This is a genomic window from Kitasatospora sp. NPDC059146, from assembly GCF_042786665.1.
Classification (GTDB): Bacteria; Actinomycetota; Actinomycetes; order Streptomycetales; family Streptomycetaceae; genus Kitasatospora.
In genome coordinates this window covers 23,715-44,065 of sequence record NZ_JBHZCY010000033.1, presented here as the reverse complement: position 1 = coordinate 44,065, position 20,351 = coordinate 23,715, and the positions used below count along the sequence as shown (strand labels likewise).

General features: G+C 75.6%; 17 protein-coding genes. 13 read left to right on the top strand and 4 right to left on the bottom strand.

Features of this window, described 5'->3' with window-relative positions:
- The first annotated feature begins 170 nt into the window (after nt 1-170).
- The 12 genes from ACFXPX_RS17045 (at nt 171) to ACFXPX_RS16990 (ending at nt 13,369) form a co-directional block, all read left to right on the top strand.
- On the top strand, nt 171-650 hold the full coding sequence (locus ACFXPX_RS17045; protein ID WP_380641964.1) for a hypothetical protein: 480 nt from the start codon (nt 171-173) through the stop codon (nt 648-650).
- The gene (locus ACFXPX_RS17040) at nt 644-1,582 is read left to right on the top strand and encodes a hypothetical protein (protein ID WP_375884943.1); all 939 of its coding nucleotides are present in this window, start codon (nt 644-646) and stop codon (nt 1,580-1,582) included. The genes ACFXPX_RS17045 and ACFXPX_RS17040 overlap by 7 nt, the downstream gene beginning before the upstream one ends.
- 65 nt (nt 1,583-1,647) lie before the next feature.
- Nucleotides 1,648-2,496: an SAF domain-containing protein gene (locus ACFXPX_RS17035; RefSeq protein ID WP_380593727.1), complete on the top strand. Its 849-nt coding sequence runs from the start codon at nt 1,648-1,650 to the stop codon at nt 2,494-2,496.
- Complete coding sequence (locus ACFXPX_RS17030; RefSeq protein ID WP_380641962.1) at nt 2,496-3,845, top strand: hypothetical protein; 1,350 nt, start codon at nt 2,496-2,498, stop codon at nt 3,843-3,845. Before ACFXPX_RS17035 ends, ACFXPX_RS17030 begins: the two co-directional genes overlap by 1 nt.
- On the top strand, nt 3,835-5,463 hold the full coding sequence (locus ACFXPX_RS17025; RefSeq protein WP_380641960.1) for a CpaF family protein: 1,629 nt from the start codon (nt 3,835-3,837) through the stop codon (nt 5,461-5,463). Before ACFXPX_RS17030 ends, ACFXPX_RS17025 begins: the two co-directional genes overlap by 11 nt.
- Complete coding sequence (locus tag ACFXPX_RS17020) at nt 5,460-6,422, top strand: type II secretion system F family protein (RefSeq protein ID WP_380526866.1); 963 nt, start codon at nt 5,460-5,462, stop codon at nt 6,420-6,422. The genes ACFXPX_RS17025 and ACFXPX_RS17020 overlap by 4 nt, the downstream gene beginning before the upstream one ends.
- Complete coding sequence (locus tag ACFXPX_RS17015; RefSeq protein ID WP_375884955.1) at nt 6,419-7,297, top strand: hypothetical protein; 879 nt, start codon at nt 6,419-6,421, stop codon at nt 7,295-7,297. Before ACFXPX_RS17020 ends, ACFXPX_RS17015 begins: the two co-directional genes overlap by 4 nt.
- Nucleotides 7,298-7,358: 61 nt before the next feature.
- Nucleotides 7,359-7,670, top strand: coding sequence for a hypothetical protein (locus ACFXPX_RS17010; RefSeq protein ID WP_380594652.1), 312 nt, complete (start codon nt 7,359-7,361; stop codon nt 7,668-7,670).
- A 47-nt stretch (nt 7,671-7,717) separates the two neighbouring features.
- The gene (locus tag ACFXPX_RS17005) at nt 7,718-8,092 is read left to right on the top strand and encodes a TadE/TadG family type IV pilus assembly protein (RefSeq protein WP_375884959.1); all 375 of its coding nucleotides are present in this window, start codon (nt 7,718-7,720) and stop codon (nt 8,090-8,092) included.
- A gap of 140 nt (nt 8,093-8,232) precedes the next feature.
- Nucleotides 8,233-8,601 carry a pilus assembly protein gene (locus tag ACFXPX_RS17000; RefSeq protein ID WP_375884962.1) on the top strand — a complete coding sequence of 123 codons (369 nt, stop codon included), beginning with the start codon at nt 8,233-8,235 and terminating at the stop codon, nt 8,599-8,601.
- A 149-nt stretch (nt 8,602-8,750) separates the two neighbouring features.
- The gene (locus tag ACFXPX_RS16995; protein ID WP_375884965.1) at nt 8,751-9,233 is read left to right on the top strand and encodes a hypothetical protein; all 483 of its coding nucleotides are present in this window, start codon (nt 8,751-8,753) and stop codon (nt 9,231-9,233) included.
- Nucleotides 9,233-13,369, top strand: a complete 4,137-nt coding sequence (locus ACFXPX_RS16990) for a LysM peptidoglycan-binding domain-containing protein (RefSeq protein ID WP_380641957.1) — start codon at nt 9,233-9,235, stop codon at nt 13,367-13,369. The genes ACFXPX_RS16995 and ACFXPX_RS16990 overlap by 1 nt, the downstream gene beginning before the upstream one ends.
- 146 nt (nt 13,370-13,515) lie before the next feature.
- Here the strand turns inward: ACFXPX_RS16990 and ACFXPX_RS16985 are convergent, their stop codons facing one another.
- Nucleotides 13,516-14,031, bottom strand: coding sequence for an HAD domain-containing protein (locus ACFXPX_RS16985; protein ID WP_380641954.1), 516 nt, complete (start codon nt 14,029-14,031; stop codon nt 13,516-13,518).
- A gap of 172 nt (nt 14,032-14,203) precedes the next feature.
- Between ACFXPX_RS16985 and ACFXPX_RS16980 the strand changes: the two genes are divergently transcribed.
- On the top strand, nt 14,204-16,402 hold the full coding sequence (locus ACFXPX_RS16980) for a hypothetical protein (RefSeq protein ID WP_380641951.1): 2,199 nt from the start codon (nt 14,204-14,206) through the stop codon (nt 16,400-16,402).
- Between the two features lie 205 nt (nt 16,403-16,607).
- Here the strand turns inward: ACFXPX_RS16980 and ACFXPX_RS16975 are convergent, their stop codons facing one another.
- From ACFXPX_RS16975 to ACFXPX_RS16965, 3 genes are all read right to left on the bottom strand, one after another.
- On the bottom strand, nt 16,608-18,014 hold the full coding sequence (locus ACFXPX_RS16975; protein ID WP_375884975.1) for a S8 family serine peptidase: 1,407 nt from the start codon (nt 18,012-18,014) through the stop codon (nt 16,608-16,610).
- A gap of 285 nt (nt 18,015-18,299) precedes the next feature.
- Nucleotides 18,300-19,058 (bottom strand): 3-oxoacyl-ACP reductase FabG, encoded by a 759-nt coding sequence (fabG, locus tag ACFXPX_RS16970; RefSeq protein ID WP_380407496.1) that lies wholly within the window; start codon nt 19,056-19,058, stop codon nt 18,300-18,302.
- Nucleotides 19,059-19,140: 82 nt separating this feature from the next.
- Nucleotides 19,141-20,340, bottom strand: a complete 1,200-nt coding sequence (locus ACFXPX_RS16965; protein ID WP_380532782.1) for a thiolase family protein — start codon at nt 20,338-20,340, stop codon at nt 19,141-19,143.
- Between the last annotated feature and the right edge of the window lie 11 nt (nt 20,341-20,351).

The following is a 20,351-nucleotide window of genomic DNA, read 5'->3' as shown; positions in this document are numbered from 1 at the left end:
CGGCTCGGTCGCGACGAGGTGGGGCGATGCGGCAGCGCGGAAATGTGTTGCGCCCTGGGGCGATCGGGACTGGCGGGGCGGTTCTGGTGTTGCTGCTCGGCGCTTGTGCGAGTAGTGGTGGCGGTGGTTCCGTGGATCGTCTCGGGTCGCCCGTGCCCACGGTTGCGGGAGTGAACCCGTTAACTCCTTCGGGTGGTCCGGCAAACGGCGCGATCGCGCCGACCGACGGGCCGGAAGGGGCCCGGGGGCGGCTGGCCCTGAGGACGTATCAGGACTGGTGGCAGGCGCAGGCCACGGCCTACGGGCGTACGGATTCGGACGGTTCCGCGTTCGAGGCGTACTCCTCCGGTCGGGCCCTGTCCGACGCCCTGGTCGACCTCCGTCAACTCCACGACGCCAAACTGGTGATGACCGGAATGCCGCGGAATTCGGCGGTGGTGAAGGCCGTCGACCTGAATGCCGATCCGCAGACCGCCGTGATCGAGGACTGCGTCGACCTCTCGGACTGGCACAGCGTCGATGCCGTCACCCGTACCGCGAAGGATCCGGTCGGCCGACTGAACCGCTATGCCGCGACCGCGTCCCTGCGATGGTTCCAAGCGCACTGGCTGATCTACGACTTCAAGCGGGAGGTGGACCGGACATGCTGAACGCAAGGAAACCGGCCCGACGGTTCGCGGTCGTCGCTTCGTTGTCCGCCGGACTGCTGTTGTCCTCGGCGGTGACGGCGACGGCGGACGAACCACCGGGCACCGGGGCGGATAACTGTTCCCTGAACGTGATCTGCTCGCACACCGGCACCGGCGGCAGCAGCACCAGCACGCCCGGAACCTCGCAGGGCGGGGGCGACACCGGGGGCGGCGGGCCGCAGTTGTGCAGCTACCACGACACCCAGTGGGCCTGTTACGACCCGGAGCGCGGCTACTTCAACAGCGACGTCGGGTGCTACTTCCGGCCCCTGGACCAGCAGCCGGCCGAGGGCGACAAGGCCTGGGAGGGCCACAAGCCCTCGGAGGGAACGGTCTACTCCAAGGTCTGCCCGCAGACCGCCGGCGGGCAGGACGGCCTGCAGACCCAGTTCGTGAGCAACGCGGCGGGTGCGACCCCGGTGATCAACCTGACCGTCCAGGCGAAGCTGCTCGCCGACCGGATGGTCTTCCCGGCGCCGAAGGCGGGCCTCGCGCCCAAGGAGACCGCGGTGGTGAAGGCGCCGGTCTGGCTCTGGGCCGAGGGAATGGTGGCGCCCAAGCCGAGTTCGCTCACGGTGCCGGGCGCCTCCGTCACCGTCACCGCGCAACTGGACGGCATGACCTGGGACTTCGGCCAGGGGATGACGGTGGACTGCGCCACGGCCGGGACACCGTACGACCCCGTCTACAAGGACGCGAAGTCCCCCGACTGCGGCTACGAGTTCGCGGCCGGCTCGGGCACCCGCAAGGGCGGTGTCTTCACCGGCACCGTGACCGCGCACTGGCGGGCCCATGTGGTGATCACCGGGCCGCAGGCGAAGACCTTCGACATCGACATGCCGCGCGGAGCGGACCTCGCGCTCAAGGTCGCCGAGGTGCAGGTCCTCAACTGACGGCACCACAAGGGCCGTTCGGCCACTGACGAGCAGAAGAGCGAACGAGGGAAGGGCGGAACCCGGTGGAGAACCGTACATTCGCGACGCCGGGGTCCGGCACGCCGGCGGGCGCCGCGGTGTCCGTGGCGGTACCGGAGCAGCAGGAACAGGGCCGGGCCACGCCGCACGCGCCCGGCCGCACCCTGCGGGCCCGGCGCCGGCGCCCCGCGGTGCTCGCCATGGCGGTCGCGCTGATCGCGGCCGGCGGGCTCGGCGGCGCCGTCCTCTACAACAGCACCGGTCAGCGGGTCGCGGTGCTGGCGCTCGCCCGGGACGTGCCCTGGGGGCAGGTCATCACCGACGACGACCTGGTGGTGGCCCGGATCGCGGGCGACCCGGCGCTGCGGCCGGTCTCCGCCCAGGACCGGGCCAGGGCGGTCGGCCTGCGGGCCGCCACCGACCTCAAGCGCGGTGCCATGCTGACCGGTTCGGACCTCGCGCGGGGCCTGACCGTGCAGCCGGGGCAGATCGTGGTCGGGGTGTCGGCCAAGCGCACCCAGCTGCCCGCCAGCCGGCTCCAGCCCGGGGTGCAGATCGTCGTGGTCAACACCCCCGACAACGGCCGGCCCGACTCGCTGGCTGCGACGGTCATCACCGTCGGCCGGGTGGACACCGACGGCAGCCAGGTGGTCGACGTGGCGGTCGGCACGGCGGACGGGCCGCGGCTGGCGCAGTGGGTGGCCGGCGGACGGATCCAGGTACTGCTGGCCCCGCGCGCGGCCGCGGACGGCGGCGCCCCGGCCTCACCCTCGACCGCCCCCTCCGGCGCGGCCCCCACCGGCGCCGCACCCTCGGGCACGACGCCCCCCGGCGGCGCGGCCCCCACGGGCGGCGGCGGGCCCTCGACCCCGGCCGGGGCGGGTGGCGCCTGATGGCGGTGATCGCGGTGGTCGGCGGCCCGGGCGCGCCCGGGGCGACCACCACCGCCCTGGCACTGCTGCTCGCCTGGCCGCTCCAGCCCGGCCGCCGGATCCTGCTGGTCGAGGCCGACCCGGACGGCGGCGCGGTGCTGGCCGGCGCCCTGGAGGGCCGGGTCGAGGCGGTGTACGGGCTGCGCAACCTGGCCGTCGCCGACCGGCGCGGACTGCTCGCCCAGACCATCTGGGAACAGCTCATCGACCTCTCGCCCGAGGGCGACGCCGAGCGGCTGCTGCTGCCCGGCCTCACCGACCCGGTCCAGGCCTCCGGCCTCACCTACACCTGGGAGCCGCTCGCCGAACTGCTGCACGGCATCGAGCAGCAGGGCTACGACGTCATCGTCGACCTCGGCCGCTCCGGCGCCACCGGGGCCGGCGCGGTGCTGGCCCGCCGGGCCGACGTGGTGGCGGTGACGGTCCGCAGCACGCTGCGCGGGCTGAGCGCCGCCCGGCCGCGGCTCGCCGCGCTCGGCGAGGACCTCGCCGCCGCCGGGACCGGGACGGACGCGCTCGGACTGCTGCTGGTCTCCGAGGGGCCGTACTCGGGCGCCGAGGTCTCCCGCGAGTTCGGCCTGCCGGTGCTCGGCGAGCTGCCGCACGCCCCCCGCACCGCCCGGGTGCTCTCCGACGGCGGGGACACCACCGACCGGCGGTTCATCCGCTCGGAGCTGATGCGCACGGCGCGGTCGGCGGCGGACGAGGTGCAGCTGCTGGTCCGCCGACGGCGGCAGCGGCTCGCGCCCACCGCGAGCCCGGCGGCCGCACCGGCGCCCGCCCTGGGCGCGGCGCCGGGCGGGCCCGCGGCGACCGGTACCGCGACCGGCGGGCCGGCCGCGCCGGTGGCGCCGACGCCGGTGCCGCCCGCGCCGACGCCGCCCGCGCCCGTGATGCCCGCGCCGAGCCCGTACGGGCAGACCGGGTACGGGCAGCAGGTGTACCCGGACCGGACGTACCAGGGGCAGGCCCAGCCCGGCCACCCGCAGCCCGGCTACCAGCAGCCCACCCACCCGCAGTCCGGCCACGGCCGGCCCGGGTACGGCCAGGCGGCCCCCGGGCCCGTCCCCGGTGAGGCGGAACCGCCTTCGTACGCCCCGCCGGTGATCGTCACCGGCCCGGTCGCGCCGCTCGCCGGGCTGGCGCCGCAGCCGGCCGCCCCGGCGCCGTTCCCGGCGCACGTCCAGGGGGCCGCCGGGCCGGCCGGCGAGGAGGACGGCCCCTACCAGCTCCAGCAGCCGACCGTGACCGACCGGCGGACCGACGACCGCCACCCCTACGACCCCGGGGAGGTGCTCCGTGCGCGGTAGCCCCCTGCACCAGCACCCGACGGCCGACCCGGCCGCCCTGCCCTGGGCCGCGCCCGTCCCGGCCGCCGCACCGCCGCCGCAGGCGTACCGGCCGGGCCCCGTCGCGCCCCAGCCCGGGCTGCCGCAGTCCGCGACCCAGGGGCCGGCCGTCCCGGGCGGCGGCGCCGCCGCCGGGCCGACCGCCGTGCCCGCCCAGCTGCCCTCGCTGGACGTGCGCGGCAGCGCCACCCGGCCGGCCGTCGACACCCAGGTCGCGCGCGAGCTCAAGCGCCAGGTCGCGGCCGAACTGCACCAGCAGATCACCCGGTTGACCACCACCTCCGGGGCCGAGCCGGACCGGGCCACCCGCCGGCAGCGCGGCCGTGCGCTGATCGAGGAGGCGGTCGCCCGCTGGTCCGACGCGTACGCCCAGACCCACGGCATCCCGCCCACCCGGGAGCAGGACCGCGCCCTCGCCGAGGCCGTCTTCGACCTGCTGTTCCGGGCCGGCCGGCTGCAGCCCTACCTGGACGACCCGGAGATCGAGAACATCCTGGTCAACGGCTGCGACGACGTATGGGTCTCCAAGGTGCACCAACCCCTGCGCCAGGTACCGCCGGTGGCCGACAGCGACGCCGAACTCGTCGAACTGCTCCAGGACCTGGCCCGCCAGCACGGCGGTGGCGAGCGCAGCCTGTCCACCGCCAGCCCCACCCTCGCCCTGCGCCTGGAGGGCGGCATGCGCCTCCAGGCGCTGACCGAGGTGACGCCCCGCCCGTACGTGGCGATCCGTCGTCACCGGGTGGCCTCCGCGACACTCCCCGAGATGGTCGAACTCGGCACCCTGGACGGGACCTTGGCCGCCTTCCTGGCCGCCGCGATCCGGGCCCGGAAGAACGTGATGATCACCGGCACCCAGGGCGTCGGCAAGACCAGCCTGCTGCGCGCGATGGCCGCCGAGATCCCGCCGGACGAGCGGATCGGCACCCTGGAGTCGGAGTTCGAGCTCTGGCTGCACACCCTCGGCCACCTGCGCCAGGTCGTCCCGATGGAGGCCCGGGAGGGCAACGGTGAGCGCGTCGAGGGCCGCCTGGCCGGGGAGTTGACGATCGGCGACCTCATCCCGGCCGCGCTGCGGATGACCCTCTCCCGGATCATCGTCGGCGAGGTCCGCTCCGGCGAGGTCGTCCCGATGCTGCGGGTGATGACCAACGGCGAGGGCGGCTCGATGTGCACCCTGCACGCCCGCGGCCCGCACATGGTCGTCGACCGCATCGCCGAACTCTGCCTCGAGTACGGCTCGCACATGACCGACGCGCTCGCCTACCGGCTCACCGCCAACGCCCTGGACCTCATCGTGCACGTCTCCATGGTCGACGAGACCGCCGTCGGCGGCCGCCGGCACCGCTTCGTCTCCCACGTCCTGGAGGTCACCGGCCTCGGCGAGAGCGGCCGGCCCGCGCTGAACACCGTGTTCGGCCCCCGGCCGGACCTCGGCGAGCCGCGGGCCGTCCCGCACACCCCGCCGCAGTGCCTGGACGACCTGCGCCGGGCCGGCTTCGACGCCTCGCTGCTCGGCTCCCGGTACGGGAGTTGGGCCGCCCCGCTCCAGCTGCGGATCGGCGGTGGCCCGCGATGATGCTGCTCTTCGCCCTGTGCGGGCTGGCGCTCGCGGGCGGCCTGGTCGCCCTGGTGGCCTGGGCGCGCGGCAGCGAACCCGCCGACGAGGACGAGCCGGCCGGCCGGGACAACCCGCTGGCGGGCCGCGCCCACGTGTTCTGGTACGGCGCCCCCGGCAGCGCCTCGCTGCGGATGGTGCGGCTGCGCCGGATCCAGCTGCCGCTGGCCCTCGTCGGCGCCCCGCTGGCCTGGCTGTTCACCCGCATCCCGCTGACCGCGCTGCTGGTGCCGCTGGCGGTCTTCGGCCTGCCCTGGCTGTTCGACACCACCCGCCCGGACACCCACCGGATCGAGCGGCTGGAGGCGCTCTCCGAGTGGACCCAGCGGATCGCCGACGTGCTGCTGCTCGGGGTCGGCCTCAACCAGGCGATCGTCACCAGCCGCCGCACCGCCCCCGCCGCCCTGGAGGAGGAGATCGGCGAACTGGCCGCCCGGCTGCAGGCCCGCTGGCGGCCCGAGGAGGCGCTGCACGCCTTCGCCGACAGCCTGGCCGACGCCACCGCCGACAAGGTGCTCGCCGCCCTGGTGCTGCGGGCCGGGGACAGCGGCCCGGGGCTGGCCCGGACGCTCTCCGACATGGCCGAGTCGGTGCGCGAGGAGGTCCGCCAGCGCCGCGCCATCGAGGCCGACCGGGCCAAGCACCGCACCACCATCCGCTGGCTGGTCGGCATCATCGTGCTGGTCGTCACGATCGGCTCCTTCAACAGCGAGTACACCCGCCCGTACGGGACCTTCCTCGGCCAGATCGTGCTGGCCGTGGTCGCCGCCCTGTTCGTCGCGATCATCGCCTGGATGCGGGCCCTGGCCGCGCACCCGCCGGTGCCCCGGCTGCTCGCCCCGGACCGGCGCAGCAGGAGCGGGCGCCGGCTGCGCGGGTCCGCGCCGGAGCCGGCCGAGCGGCTCGGGGAGGTCCGGTGATCTCCCCCTGGTCCGTGCTGGCCGGCGCCGTCGCGGCCGGCGGCCTCGCCCTGCTGGTCGCCGAACTGCGCCCCGCGCCACCGGACCTGCGCCAGGCGCTGGACCGGCTGCACCGCACCCCGGCCGACCGCGAACCGGACCCGGACGAACGGCCGCGCTGGTACGACCGGATCGGCGAGCGCTCGCTCACCCTGCGCGGGGTGACGATCCCGCGCCGCGAACTCGCCCTGATCGGCCGCACCCCGGCCCGCTTCATGGTGCACAAGCTGCTGTTCGCCGCGCTCGGCCTGCTGCTGCCCGCCTACCTGGGCGCGATGGCCGTGCTGATGGACGTCGGCCTGCCGTTCGCGCTGCCGCTCGTCGCCGGGCCGCTGCTGGCCGGGCTGCTGTGGTTCGTCCCGGACGGCGTGGTGCGCGGCGAGGCCAAGGAGGCCCGCACCGAGTACCTGCACGGCATCGCCGCCTACCTGGAACTCGTCGCGATGGAGCGGGCCGCCGACTGCGGCCCCGCCGAGGCGCTGCGCCGGGCGGCCTCGGTCGGGCAGGGCGTGGTGTTCCGGCGGATCCGCGACGCGCTGGAGCGCGCGGCCACCGACCGGCTCCCGCCGTGGGCCGGACTGGACGCGCTGGCCGAGGAGTTGGGCCTCACCCCGCTCCAGGACGTGGCCGACATCATGCGGCTGTCCGGCACCGACGGCGCCGCCGTGTACGACACCCTGCGGGCCCGGGCCAAGGGCCTGCGCGGCGAACTGCTCGCCGAGGACCTGGCCCGGGCCAACGCCGACAGCGAGCGGATGGTCGCGCCGGGCGCCGCCCTGACCCTGCTGATGACCGTCCTGATCGTCTTCCCCGCACTCCACCAGATGCTCAACTGACCTTCCCGTGACGTTCCCGACCGAGCAGCTGACACCACACACCACACCCCGGGAGACCCCGATGACCGTACGACTCGCCCAGCTGGCAGGCCGGGTGCTGCGGCCCGTCCTGCGGCCCGTCCTGCTGCCCGTGCAGTTCGCCCTGCTGCTGTTCACGCTGCGGACGGGCCGGCTGCGGGCCGCCCGGGCACGCGGCGACCGCGGCGCCATCAGCATCGAACTCGCCCTCGCCATCATCGCGTTGGTGTTCGTCGCCGGGGCCGTCGCGACCGCGCTGTACCTGTTGAAGGACAAGGTGGTCACCAGGGTCGAGCAGGACCCGAACCTGCCCGGCGGTGGCGCCGCGGGCGGCGCGGGGGGCGCCACCAAGTGATCCGGGTCCGTCGTCGTCCGCTCCGCCGTCGGGGCGACCGGGGATCGATGAGCATCAGTCTGGCCATCGTCTTCCCGGTCGTCCTGCTGCTCCTGCTGCTGGTCGTCCAGGCCGCGTTGATCTGGTACGACCGGCAGGTCGCGCTCACCGCCGCCCGGGAGGGCGTGGACGCCGGCCGGGTGCAGGGCAACGCGACGGCGTCGGCGGCGACCGAGGCCGCCGCGCGGCAGGCCCGGGACTTCCTGGACCGGCAGGGCGTGCACGCGTACCAGGTGGGGACGGACGGCAGTTCGGACGACACCATCAAGGTGACCGTGGAGCTGACGCCGCCGCTGCTGATCCCCGGGCTCACCGGGCCCACCGTCCGGCAGTTCGCCGAGGCGCCGCGCGAGCGCTTCGTCCCCCCGGTGGTGAAGCCGTGAGGCGGTCGGCGCGGGCCGGTGCCGACCGGTCGGGACGGCCGGGGCGGGCGGCGCGGCCGGGGTGGCGCGGGCGGCTGCGGAGGCCGAGGCGGCCGGACCGGGGCGGGATCGCGATCGAGGCCGCGATCGTGGTACCCGGCGTGGTCGGACTGGTGCTGCTCGCGATCGCCGCCGGGCGGGTGCAGACCGCGGCCGGCACGGTCGAGGCCGCGGCCCGGGTCGGGGCCCGGACCGGCTCGCTCCAGCGCAGCGTCGCCGGGGTGGACGGGCCCGCCAAGGAATCCGCGCTCGCGACGCTGCGCCAGCAGGGCGTGTCCTGCCGCACCTCGGACGTCCAGGTGTCCGAGGCGCCGATGGACCTGCCGGGCGGCCGGGTGGTGGCCGTGACGGTCACCGTGACCTGCGACGTCGAACTCGCCGACCTGCTCGGCGGACCGTCCGGGCTGCCCGTGACGAAGCACCTCGTCGGGGAGTTCACCTCGGTGATGGACCGCTACCGCGGCACATGACGACGGCAGGCGGCGGCGCGCGGGCCGCAACGGGCGCGGCCGGGGGATTGGGGACGGCCCGCGCGGGGGAGACGCAAGCGGAGAGCGCTCGGGGGATGACGCAACGACACCGAGGGGCGCCCGGTGGGGAGCCGGTGGGGAGACACCGTGTGGATCGGGGGGAGAGGGTGCGGGTGCTGAGCGGGCTGCGGGACCGCCGACGGCGTACGGCCGGGCGGCGGTCCGACCGGGGCGCGGTCGCCCTCTTCGTGGCGATCTGCGCCGCCTACCTGGTGCTCGTCATCGCGTTGGTGATCGACGCGGGCGGCCGCCTGCGGGTCGCCGAACGCACCGACGCCTACGCCCAGGAGGCCGCGCGGGTCGGCGGCCAGCAGCTCGACCAGGCGGACGTGTTGCAGGGGAAGGGCTTCAAGGTCCGCCAGGACTACGTCCGGCAGGCCGCCGGGATCTACCTCGACCGGTACGGCCTGAAGGTGGACGAGGTCGTCTTCTCCGACGACGACAGGGTCGTCACCGTCACCGTGCGGGCCGACTACCGGCCGGTCCTGCTGGGCGCCCTCGGGGAGCGGAAGGTAACGGGCAAGGGCAGTGCGACCCTCGTCCACGGAGTCGAGAAAGCGGAGACCCACTGATGGCCGCGCCACGTGCCAAGGACCAGGCCCGTACCGCCCAGGCCCGTACCGCCCAGGCCCGTACGGTTGGGGCCGGCACCGGCCCGGGCGGAACCGGGAACGGCGGAACCCGGAAGGGCGGCAAGCCGACGGTGAGGGGGCACGCCCGCCCCGGGCGCCGCCGACCCGGCCGCGGCGGCGCGGTGCTCGCCGGGCTCGCCGCCCTGGTCACCCTGCTCGCCCTGCTGTTCGGCGTGCCCGCCCTGCTGCTGTACGGCACCCGGGCGGTCGCCTCGATGGGCGAGGTCGCCTCCGGCGGGGTGGGCGAGGCGCTCACCAGTCCGGACGACGGGCGGCTGTTCCTCTGGCTGCTGGTGGTGGTCGGCTGGCTGGCCTGGGCGTGCTTCGCGCTCTCCGTCCTGCTGGAGGTCCCCGCCCAGCTGCGTGGCCGGATCGCCCGCCGGATCCCGGCCTTCGGCTGGAGCCAGCGGATGGCGGCCGGGCTGGTCGGCTCGGTGCTGGCGCTGCTGCCGGTGGCCGGTTCGGCCTTCGCCGCGGTGCCCGAACTCACCCAGGGCCCTTCCGCCCAGGCGCAGTTGACCCCGGGCGTGCACCGGGCCGCACTGCCCGCCGCGCAACCCGCCGCGGCGCCCGTCCAGTCGGCGGACCAGCAGCCCACCTACACCGTGCGGGACAGCCGCCCGGCCGACAGCCTGTGGTCCATCGCGGAGCGCCAACTGGGCTCCGGGGAGCGCTGGGTGGAGATCGCCAAGCTCAACGAAGGCCGGGTGATGGGCGATTCGGGCACCCGCTTCGACGCGGAGCGGCCGATCCAGCCCGGCTGGCAGCTGCTGATGCCGACGGACGCCAAGCCGGACGAGGCGAAGGCCCCGGCGCCCGCCCAGTCCTCCGGGCCGGGCCAGGCCCCTTCGGCCGGTGACTCCTCGCCGGGTGACTCCTCGGCCTCGGCCACGGCCGCCGCGGCGCAGGTGCCACAGGCCGGGACGGAGCCGGAGGCGGGCGGGCAGAAGACGGTGACCGTCCGGTCCGGGGACAGCCTGTCGGCCATCGCCCAGCGGGAGCTGGGGGACGCCGAGGCCTGGCCGAAGCTGTTCGAGGCCAACAAGGGTGTCCAGGCGCCGGACGGGGAACGGCTGACCGACCCGGACGTGCTGGAGCCGGGGATGGTGCTCACCGTGCCCGGAGCGGCCGCACCGGCGCCCGGGCAGACGCCCGCGCCCGCGTCCACGCCTGCACCAGCGCCTGCGGGTTCTGGTTCCGGGGCCGGGGCCGGAGCGGGAGCCGGGCAGACGCCCGCCCCCGCCGCCACGCCCCAGCCCGCGCCGGCCACCCAGTCCCCGGCGCCGACCCACGCCCCCGACCGCGCGCCCGCACCCGCTCCCGCCGCGCACGCCTCCCCGGCACCCAGCGACGACTACAGCGTCGCCCTCGCCGCGTCCACCGTGGGCGTGCTGCTCGCCGCCGTCATGGTCGGCACCGTCGCCTACAAGCGCGGCACCCAGCAGCGCGGCCGCCGCCCCGGCCACCGCATCGCGATGCCCGAGGCCGAGGCCGCCGCCTTCGAGAACGAACTGATGGTCCGCCAGGACCAGGCCGGCCTGGAGCTGCTCGACCGCTCGCTGCGGACCCTGGCCCGCCACACCACCCGCGGGGGCAAGCGGCTGCCCGCGATCGTGGCGGCCCGGATCACCCCTGACCACACCATCGAGCTGCACCTGTCCGGCCCGGCCACCCCGATCGCGCCGTTCCGCGCCGCGCACGCCGCCAACGTCTGGTGGTGCAGCGAGGAGTCCTCCGACCTGCTGAGCCCGGCCCAGGCCCGCAAGACCCCCGCGCCCTACCCCGCGCTGGTCACCCTCGGCACCTCGCCCGACGGCTCGGTGGTCCTCGCCGACCTGGAGGCCGTCCGGCTGCTCCACCTGTCCGGGCACCCCGACGACGCCCGCGCCGTGCTGCGCACCCTCGCCATCGAGCTCGCCCACAGCCCGCTGGCCGACCGGCTCCACCTGCACCTGGTGGACCTCGCCGAGGAGGTGCCGATCACCGGACCGGCCGCCGAGCGGGTCCACCGCCACCCCACCCTGGAGGCGGCGCTCGCCGCGCTCGGCCCGCGCACCGCCAAGGCCCGCGCCACCCTGGTCGCGGCCGAGGCCACCAGCCCGCGCGAAGCCCGCAGCCGGGGCCAGGCGGACGAGTCCTGGGTGCCGGAGATCGTGCTCTGCGCCCAGCAGCCCGGCGGGGACACCCCGGCCGAGCTCGGCCGCCTGCTGGACGCCCGCCCGCGCACCTGCGTCGCCGTCATCACCCGGGCCCCCGAGCGCGGCACCGGACCGGTCGCCCGCTGGACCCTGCCGACCACCGGCCAGGCCGCCGTCCCCGGCCTGCACCTGAGCGTCGAACTCCAGCGGCTGGACGACCACCAGTACGACCAGGTCGCCGAACTGCTCCGGGCCGCCGACGACACCACCCAGCACCCGGCACCCGCCTGGACCCTGGACGGTCCCGGCCTCGACCCGGACGAGGACACCGACACCACCGAACTCCCGCTCGCCGTACCGGTGCTGGCCGCCGTCGGCGCCCCGGGGGCGGCGGCCGAGGAGGACGCGGGGGCGGCGGCCGGGCCCCGGCTGCTGACCCGGGTCATCGGGACCGGCGCCAGCCCGTTCGCCGGGACCGACCCGGTCGCGCCCGCTCCTGCGACCGCGCCCGCCGCCGTCCCTGCTCCCACGCCGCCCGGTCCGGCGCGCTTCGCCGTCAACGGGCAGGGGCGGCAGGCGGCCACCGGGACGGAGCAGCCCGCCGACGAGGCCACCCGCGACCTGCGGTTGCCGGGCGGGCCGGGGGAGTCCGGGGAGTCCGCAGAATCCCCGGAATTCGCGGAGCCCGCCGAGGCGCCGGTCGGGCCCGCCGGGCCCGCCGGGCCTGCGGAGTCGACGGCGGTGGACGGCCCGGCCGAGGCCTCGGTGCCGGTGCTCCCCGTCCAGCCGGTGCGGCCCGTGGCCCCGCAGGCGCCCGTCGTGCCCGCTGCGCCCGTCGTGCCTGCCTCGCCCGCCTCGCCCGTGTCGCCCGCGTCACCCGCCGAGCCGGTGCCGACGCACCAGAGCGCGCCCGCGCCCACCGGCGTCGACCCGCGCGTCCCGGCCCGGCCGGAACCCGGCGTCGGTCCCGCCCCCGCCCCCAGGGTCGTCCCCGGGGCCGCCCCCGGTCCCGAGGGTGGTCCTGGCCGCGGCCGAGAGGGCGGCTCCGCCAGTACGGCGCCGGCCACGGTCGAGCCCGGCCCGGCCGCCGTCGCGCCCGTCGCCCGGACCACGTCCGGCCGCAGCGACAGCGACGACCTGCTCGCCATCCTGCGCTCCCCGGAGGCGCACACCCCGCGCAACGCCCCCCGGATCCGGCTGCTCGGCCCGGTCGACGTCGCGGGCACCCCCGGCGCCGTCGAACCCGGGGCGCTGCCCCGGCTCACCGAACTCGCCGTCTACCTCGCGCTGCGGCCGGGCGCCGACCACCACGCGCTCGACCACGACCTGCACCCGGGCGCCGCCCACCTCGACCCGCACCCCACCGCGGCCGACGCCAGGAGCCCGCTGCCGGCCAAACTCGCCGACCTGGCGGCCTGGTTCGGCAGCACGCCGGACGGCCGTGCCCACCTGCCCACCGACACCACCGAGGGCTACTCCTTCGCCCCCGTCGTCACCTGCGACTGGGACGAGTTCCGCAGTCTCTACCGGCGCGGCATGCGCAGCACCAGTGCCACCGCCGACGCCGCCCTCGCCCACGCCCTGGCGCTGGTCCGCGGTGCCCCGTTCGCCGAGGCGCCGCCGGCCTCCTACGGCTGGGCCGAGGCCGAGCGCCAGGACATGATCGCCGCGATCGTGGACACCGCCCACGAACTCGCCGCCCGCCGCCTCCAGTACGGCGACCACCGCAGCGCCGAGGCCGCCGTCTTCCGCGGCCTCGCCGTCGCCCCGGACGTCGAACTCCTGCACCGGGACCTCTTCTACGCCTACGCGTCGGCCGGCGCGCGGGACCAGTTGCTGCGCGCGGTCAACCGCCTCGACGCACTGAGCCGTCGCACCGGCCGGGACCTGGACGCCGACACGGTCGCCCTGCTGCGGGACCTGCTCGCCGGGTCCTGAGTCGACGGTTCCTGAGCCGCCGGTCCTGAGTCGACGGTTCCCGAGCAGGCGAGGCCGCCCGGATGTCCGACCGGCCGTACCCGATCCACCGGGTCCGGCCGGTCGGTGTCGGTCGTGGCGGGGGCGTGCGGTCAGGCGGAGCGCGGTCAGGTGGCGTGCAGCCAGGTGTCGACGGTGGTGAAGTCGGCCTCGGTGAGGCCGACTCGGGGGTCGACGCGGTGGAGCAGCGCGGCGGCCGGGGAGTTGGCCTCGACCCAGCGCCGGTCGGCCGGGGTGATCTCGTCGTCCACACAGACGAACCGGCGTCCGGCCGCCCAGGCGACCAAGGTGCTCGTCTTCCAGTGCAGTTGGGCGTGCAGGGTGCTGCCGTCACCCGGCAGGTCGGTGTCCGGCCAGTCCACGTACGGCAGCCGGGGCAGACCCAGCCGGGGCGCGAGGCAGGCGTTTGCGTCCGTCAACCAGGTGGTGGACCAGACCAGTTGGCAGGGCAGGGCGAGCAGTCGGGGCCCGAGCCCCGGGTCGACCCGGGCCACCAGCGGGTTGCCGGACGGGCCCGCGCCCGGGCCCGGGTAGGTGGGGTAGCCGCCGGGCGGCGGGGCGCCGAAGGGGATCAGGGGCCCGTCGACGTCGAGGAACAGCAGGGGGAGCCCCGGATCGGTCATGACGGCACGATAGTGGCCGGTGCCCGCGCCGTGGCACGCCGATCGGCCACCCGGCCTGGCTCGGGTGTGCCGGGATCTCGTAGGGTGGCGCGCACGGGACGTGGTGGCTGGCACCACGAAGGCAAGGGCATCAGACGCCGCGGACGCGGCGGGGCGGGGCGGTGACCAGAAGATGGCGGAGACGACTGCTGTTTCCGGAGGTCCCGAGCCGTCTGCGGACTCGGGCCCCTGGGACGCCGTACCGCCGCAGCAGCGCGCAGGGCGGCCCGAGGAGCACCCGCCCGGACCCGCCGCACTGTACGAGCCGCCGCCCGCGCCCCCGCTGCCGCCCGCGGCGTTCACCGCCCCGGTGCCGCCCGCGCCGCCGGTCGCGCCCACCGGATGGACCCTCACCGGCCTGCCCGCCGCGGGGGCCCAGCCCCAGGTTCAGCCCCAGGCACCGGCGCCGTCCGCGGCTGCGGTGCCGGCGGCTCCGGCGGCCCCGTCGGCCCCGGGTGGGCTCGGTGCGGCGCCGCGCGGCCGGATCCTGGTGATCGAGGGCGGTTACGGCAACTCCGGCCGCCGCACCTGGGGCCGGGGCGGTCCCGCCCAGGCACCGGTGCTGTCCGCGATGCTCGCGGCCGTGTCGCCGCAGGTGCTGCTCGCCGCGGACGCGGTGGACGCCGTCCACCTCCCCGGCGCCAGCGATCCGCACACCGTCCTCGCCCACCTGCGCGCCGCCTCCCGCCACCCGGGCCCGCTGCTGGTCCACCTGGGCGGGCACGTGGTGGCCGACAAGCGCGGCGGGCAGCTCCAGCTCACCCTGCGCGACGCCAGGCAGGACGGCCTGCCCTGGCAGGCGATCGCCGCCGAACTGAGCCACCGTCCGGCCGAGTGGCAGACCCTGGTCATCGCCGACCTGAGCGCCGACCAGAACGCCTGGCCCTACCTCCAGGGCACCGTCTCGCCGCTCACCGAGGGCATCCCGCTGTGGGCGGTCGTCAGCCCGGACCCGGAGCAGATCGGCACCTTCACCCGCGCCCTGATCGAGGCGCTGCACGGCGGCCGCCCGGGCGCGGGCGAGGTGCTCGCCCCCGAGCAGCTGCGCCAGCAGGTGTACTCGGTGCTGCGGCCGGACGTGGTCATCCTGGCCACCCACACCCCGGACCGCCCGGTCTTCCGCAACACCGCCCGCCGGGGCGAGGCCCCGGTGGCGGACGTCGTGCTGCCGCTGCCGGAGGCGCTGCCCGTCGCGGACGCGGTGCCGTCCGAACTGCCGCTACCGCTGCCCGCCGTGGCACCGCTGCCGCTGCCGCTGCCGCGGCAGGCGGAGCCGCAGGACGCCGTGGCCGGGCGGGCACCGGTGGCGCCCGCCCCACTGCCCGTCACGCCCGTCGGCGGGCCGGTGAGCCTGGTCAAGCCCGGAGTGCCGCCGACCCCGCCCCGTCCGTCCCGCCCGGTCAGCCTGCGCAAGGCGGGCGAGCAGCCCGCTGACACGGCTTCGGGGGTGAGTCTGCACAAGCCCGCCGGGGCGGCGGTCACGGCCACGGCCGCGGCCGATGCCGCGTCGTCGGCGGAGGAGGCCTCGGCGGCGGGCGTCACGCTGCGCAAGGCCCGGCCGGAGGACGCGGAGCCGGTCGAGGCAGCCGGAACCGCCGTTGGTGCCACGGGGGTTGGCGAGCCCACCGAGCCCACCGAGCCCACCGAGCCCACCGAGACAGTCGAGCCGGTCGAGGAGCCCCGGGACGCCGTCCCGGACGAGAGCGGTCCGACGGCCGAGGCCCCGCAGGACGCGGTGCCGACCGATGCCGTCCCGGCCGACGTCTCCCCGACGGACGTGGAACCGGCCGCCGAGGTTCCGACCGACGCGGTGCCGGCTGCCGAGGCACCGGCCGACCAGCCGCCCGCCCCGGCCGAGGCACCGGCCGCCAACGCGCCGCGCGAGGACTACCGCGAGGTGATCGGACGGATCGTCCGCAGTGCCGACGCCGGGGACCACGCCGCCGCCACCGACCTCGCCTTCGCCCTCGAACTGGAGGCGATCGCCGAGCACGGGGCCGTCTCCGAGCCGGTCCTCCAGGTGCGCCAGGTGCGCGCCCACGTGTGCCGGCTCGCCGGCCGGACCGCGGAGGCGGCCGGCATCTACCGCGAGGTCGCCCTGACGCTGCTCCGCTCGCAGGGCGCCGACCACCAGGAGACCCAGCGGGCGGCCACCAACGCCGAGGCCTGCTGGCGTTCGATCGCCGACCGGGCGGAGGCGATCCGGATCGCCCCGGAGATCATCGAGCTGCGGGCCTTCCTCCCGGGCCCGGACAACCGCAAGCTCCGTGCAGCCGAGCGCTACCTGGCCCAACTCGCCGCCGCTGCACCGGTGGTGGCCGACCAGGGCTGACGGTCGGGCCGGTCGCCCTCGTCCCCCCTCGGCGGGCCGCCGAGGGGGGACGGCAGGCCGCGAACACCGAACAGCGAACAGAAGACAGGTAACAGATAACAGAAAACAGCGAACGGATAACAGATGTTGAAATCTGTTATCCGTTCGCTGTTACTTGTCAGCTGTCAGGCTCCGCGTCCTGACCGACTGCTTACTGCCTCACCGCTTACTGCTCGTTGCCCTGGCTGTTGTCGTCGAACTGCACGTCGCCCGCGATCGCGTGGACGAACTTGGCTCCGTCGATGGTGCCGAGGCCGCTCGCGAGGTCGTAGCCCTCGACGGCGTTGTAGCCGGTGACGCCGCCCCAGCCGTTGTCGCCGTCCTTGACGTCGACGATGCCGCTCCACTTGCTCGGCAGCAGGCTCAGGCCGTACAGGCTCGGGTTGAGCTGGCCGAGGCGGTGGCCGGCGAGCTGGTCGGCCAGCGCGACGATGCCCGAGAACAGCGGGGTGGCCTCGCTGGTGCCGCCGGTGAGGTGCCAGCCGACCGCGGTCGGGTCGTAGGACTCGTAGGTCCAGGCGGCGCCGTCGACGGCGGCGCTCATGCTGATGTCCGGGGTGCCGCGGTGGTTGCCGGTGACGTCGGAGACGCCGGCCTGGTACCACGGGCGGGAGAAGATGCCGGACACGCCGCCGCCGCCGGCGCCGGACTTGTCGTGCCACACCTTGTCGGCCGCGGTGCGCTTGCCGTTGTCGTCCAGGGTCAGCTGGGTGCCGCCGATGGAGGTGACCAGCGGGTCCGAGGACGGCCAGGAGTTGACCTTGAACGGGTACAGGTCGGTGCCGTTGGTCTGCGAGTCGGTGGCGCCGTTGTCGCCGGAGGCGGCGAGCACCGTGACGTTGCGGTCGGCGGCGGCCTTGAAGGCGTAGCGCAGGTCGGTCAGCGACTTGAAGTCGCCCTTGTCGTAGCCCGGGAAGGTGTTCTCGGTGGCGCCGAAGCTCTGCGAGATGACGTCGCCGACGCCCTTCTTGATCAGGTCCTTCTCGGCGTCCATCATCTCGGGCAGGCCGGTGGTGCCCTCGGTCTCGGCGACGCCGGTCTCGACCAGGACGATGTGGGCGTCGGGGGCCATCGCGTGTGCGTACTCGACGTCCAGGGTGGTCTCGCCGGCCCAGCCGGTGTGGTCGGGGTTCTTCGGGTCGAAGACGGGGACGTTGCCCCACTTCCGCACCTCGACCTGGGTGTCCTTGATGCCCCACTGCTTGTCGAAGACCTCCAGGTCGTGCTGGATGGTCGGCGAGCCGAAGGAGTCGACGATGACGATGGTCCGGCCCTTGCCGGTGATGCCGTCCTTGTACAGCGGGGCCAGGTTGTAGGCCGCCTGGTACTGGACCGGCGAGTAGCAGTGGATGCCGATCTGGCTGACGCACTGGGTGGTGCTCAGCGGCGCCGGGCGGGTGGTGGCGAGGTGGTGGCCGAAGGAGGCCGGGCGGACGTGGACGCCCGAGAGGTCGTGCGCGGGGGCGGCGGTCGCGGCGCCGACGGCCGGAACGGCGACGGTGCCGGCGGTGAGGGCGGTGGCCCCCACGGCGAGCAGAGCCAGGGCACGGCGGAGGGAGGCGGGGCTGCCCATGGGACTCCTTGGGACGCAGAGGGCCCGACCAGGTCCGGTCGGGTCGGTTCGGACATCCCATCGAGTGCCGCATGATCATGCCATAGTCATTTGGTGGGGTCGATTGACCAGGCACATGGTCATGATCGGCCACGCGAAAGGGTAAAGGCCGTCCCAGGGAAAAGTAACCGTGCACCTGGGACGGCCATGTGAGGGCGCGTCAGCAATATTCACTGAATGTCAACCGTATCCACCCAGCACCCACCCACTTCGCTCACGGGTGCGGGAGAGCCGCCCCGGCCGGAGCTACCGGGCCCCACCGTTGACGTACAGTGTCTGCCCGCTCACGTACGAGGCCTCCTCGCTCGCCAGGAAGGCCACCACCGAGGCGACCTCCTCCGGCTGCCCGACCCGCCGCAGCGGCGTGCGGGAGGCCACCTCGGTCTGGTGGTCCTCGGCGGTGGCGCCGACCCGCTCGGCGGTGGCGGCCGTCATCGGGGTGGCGATGTAGCCGGGGGCGACGGCGTTGACGTTGATGTTGAACGGGCCCAGCTCGATCGCCAGGGTCGCGGTGAGCCCCTGGATCCCGGCCTTGGCGGCCGCGTAGTTGGCCTGGCCCCGGTTGCCGAGCGCGGAGCGCGAGCTGAGCGAGACGATCTTCCCGTACTTCTGCGCGACCATGTACTTCTGCGCCACGTGGCTGCAGTTGTACGCGCTGGTCAGGTTGACCGTCAGGACGGTGTCCCAGTCGGCTTTGGGCATCTTGAAGAACAGGTTGTCCCGGGTGATCCCGGCGTTGTTGACCAGGATGTGCAGTCCGCCGAGCTCCTCGGCGACCCGGGCGAAGACCTCGTCGACGGCGTCGTAGTCGGCCACGTCGCAGCCGTAGGCCCGGGCGGTGCCGCCCTTGGCGGTGATCTCGGCGACCGTCCCGGCCGCCCGCTCGGCGGTCAGGTCGACCACCGCGACGGTCGCGCCCTCCTCCGCCAGCCGACGGGCGGTGGCCGCGCCGATGCCCTGCGCCGCGCCGGTCACCACGGCGACCTTCCCCGCGAACCGTGCCATGTCCGTTCCTCCGCTCACTGGATGCTCCCGCTCACTCGAACCCCGCTCACTCGAAACCCCGCTCAACCTGTCCCGACCCGTCTCAGGCGTTCTCGACCAGCACGGCCGTACCCTGCCCCACGCCCACGCACATCGTGGCCAGGCCGCGCCGGGCGCCGGTGCGGCGCATGCGGTGCAGCAGGGTGGTGAGGATGCGGGCGCCGGAGCCGCCCAGCGGGTGGCCGAGGGCGATCGCCCCGCCGCTGGGGTTGACCACCTCGTCGGCCCGTTCCGGGTCGAACCCGATGCCGTCGGCGGAGGCCAGCGCCTGGGCGGCGAAGGCCTCGTTCAGCTCGGCGGTGTCCAGGTCGGCGAGGTCCCATCCGGCCCGGCCGAGCACCTTGGCGGTGGCGGGCACCGGGCCGATGCCCATCACGTCGGGGTGCACCCCGGCCGAGGCCCCGGCCACGTACCGGCCGAGCGGCTGCAGTCCGAGGTCGCGCAGCGCCTCCTCGCTGACCAGGACGAGCCCGGCCGCGCCGTCGTTCATCGGTGAGGCGTTCCCGGCCGTGACGGTGCCGCCCGGGCGGAAGGCCGGCTTGAGGCGGGCGAGCTTGTCGAGGCTGGTGTCCTCGCGGATGCCCTCGTCCTGGCTCACCGTCACCCCGTCCGGGCGCTCGACCGGGATCAGCTCGGCGTCGAAGTGCCCGTCCTTGCGGGCGGCGGCGGCCCGCTGGTGGCTGCGCAGCGCGAAGGCGTCCTGGCGCTCGCGCCCGATGCCGTACCGGCCGGCCACCTCCTCGGCGGTCTCGCCCATGCTGAGCACGCCGTGCAGTTCGGCCATCCGGGGGTTGGTGAGCCGCCAGCCGAGCCGGGTGTCGTAGGTCTCGATCCGGTGCGGCAGCGCCTCGTCGGGGCGCGGCAGGATGAACGGCGCGCGGGTCATCGACTCGCAGCCGCCCGCCAGCACCACGTCGGCCTCGCCGGAGCCGATCGCCCGGGCGGCGAGGGTGACGGCCTCCAGGCCGGAGGCGCAGAGCCGGTTGACGGTGGCGCCGGGGACGGTCTCCGGCAGGCCGGCCAGCAGGACGGCCATCCGGGCGGCGTTGCGGTTGTCCTCGCCGGCCTGGTTGGCGGCGCCCCAGTAGACGTCGTCGATCCGGGCCGGGTCGAGGGCGGGTACGTCGGCGAGCAGGGCGCGCAGCACGGTGGCCGAGAGGTCGTCCGGACGGACCGTGGCGAGCGCTCCGCGCAGCCGGCCGATGGGTGTGCGGCGGGCTGCGGCGAAGTAGACGGGTCGCACGTCGTGCTCCT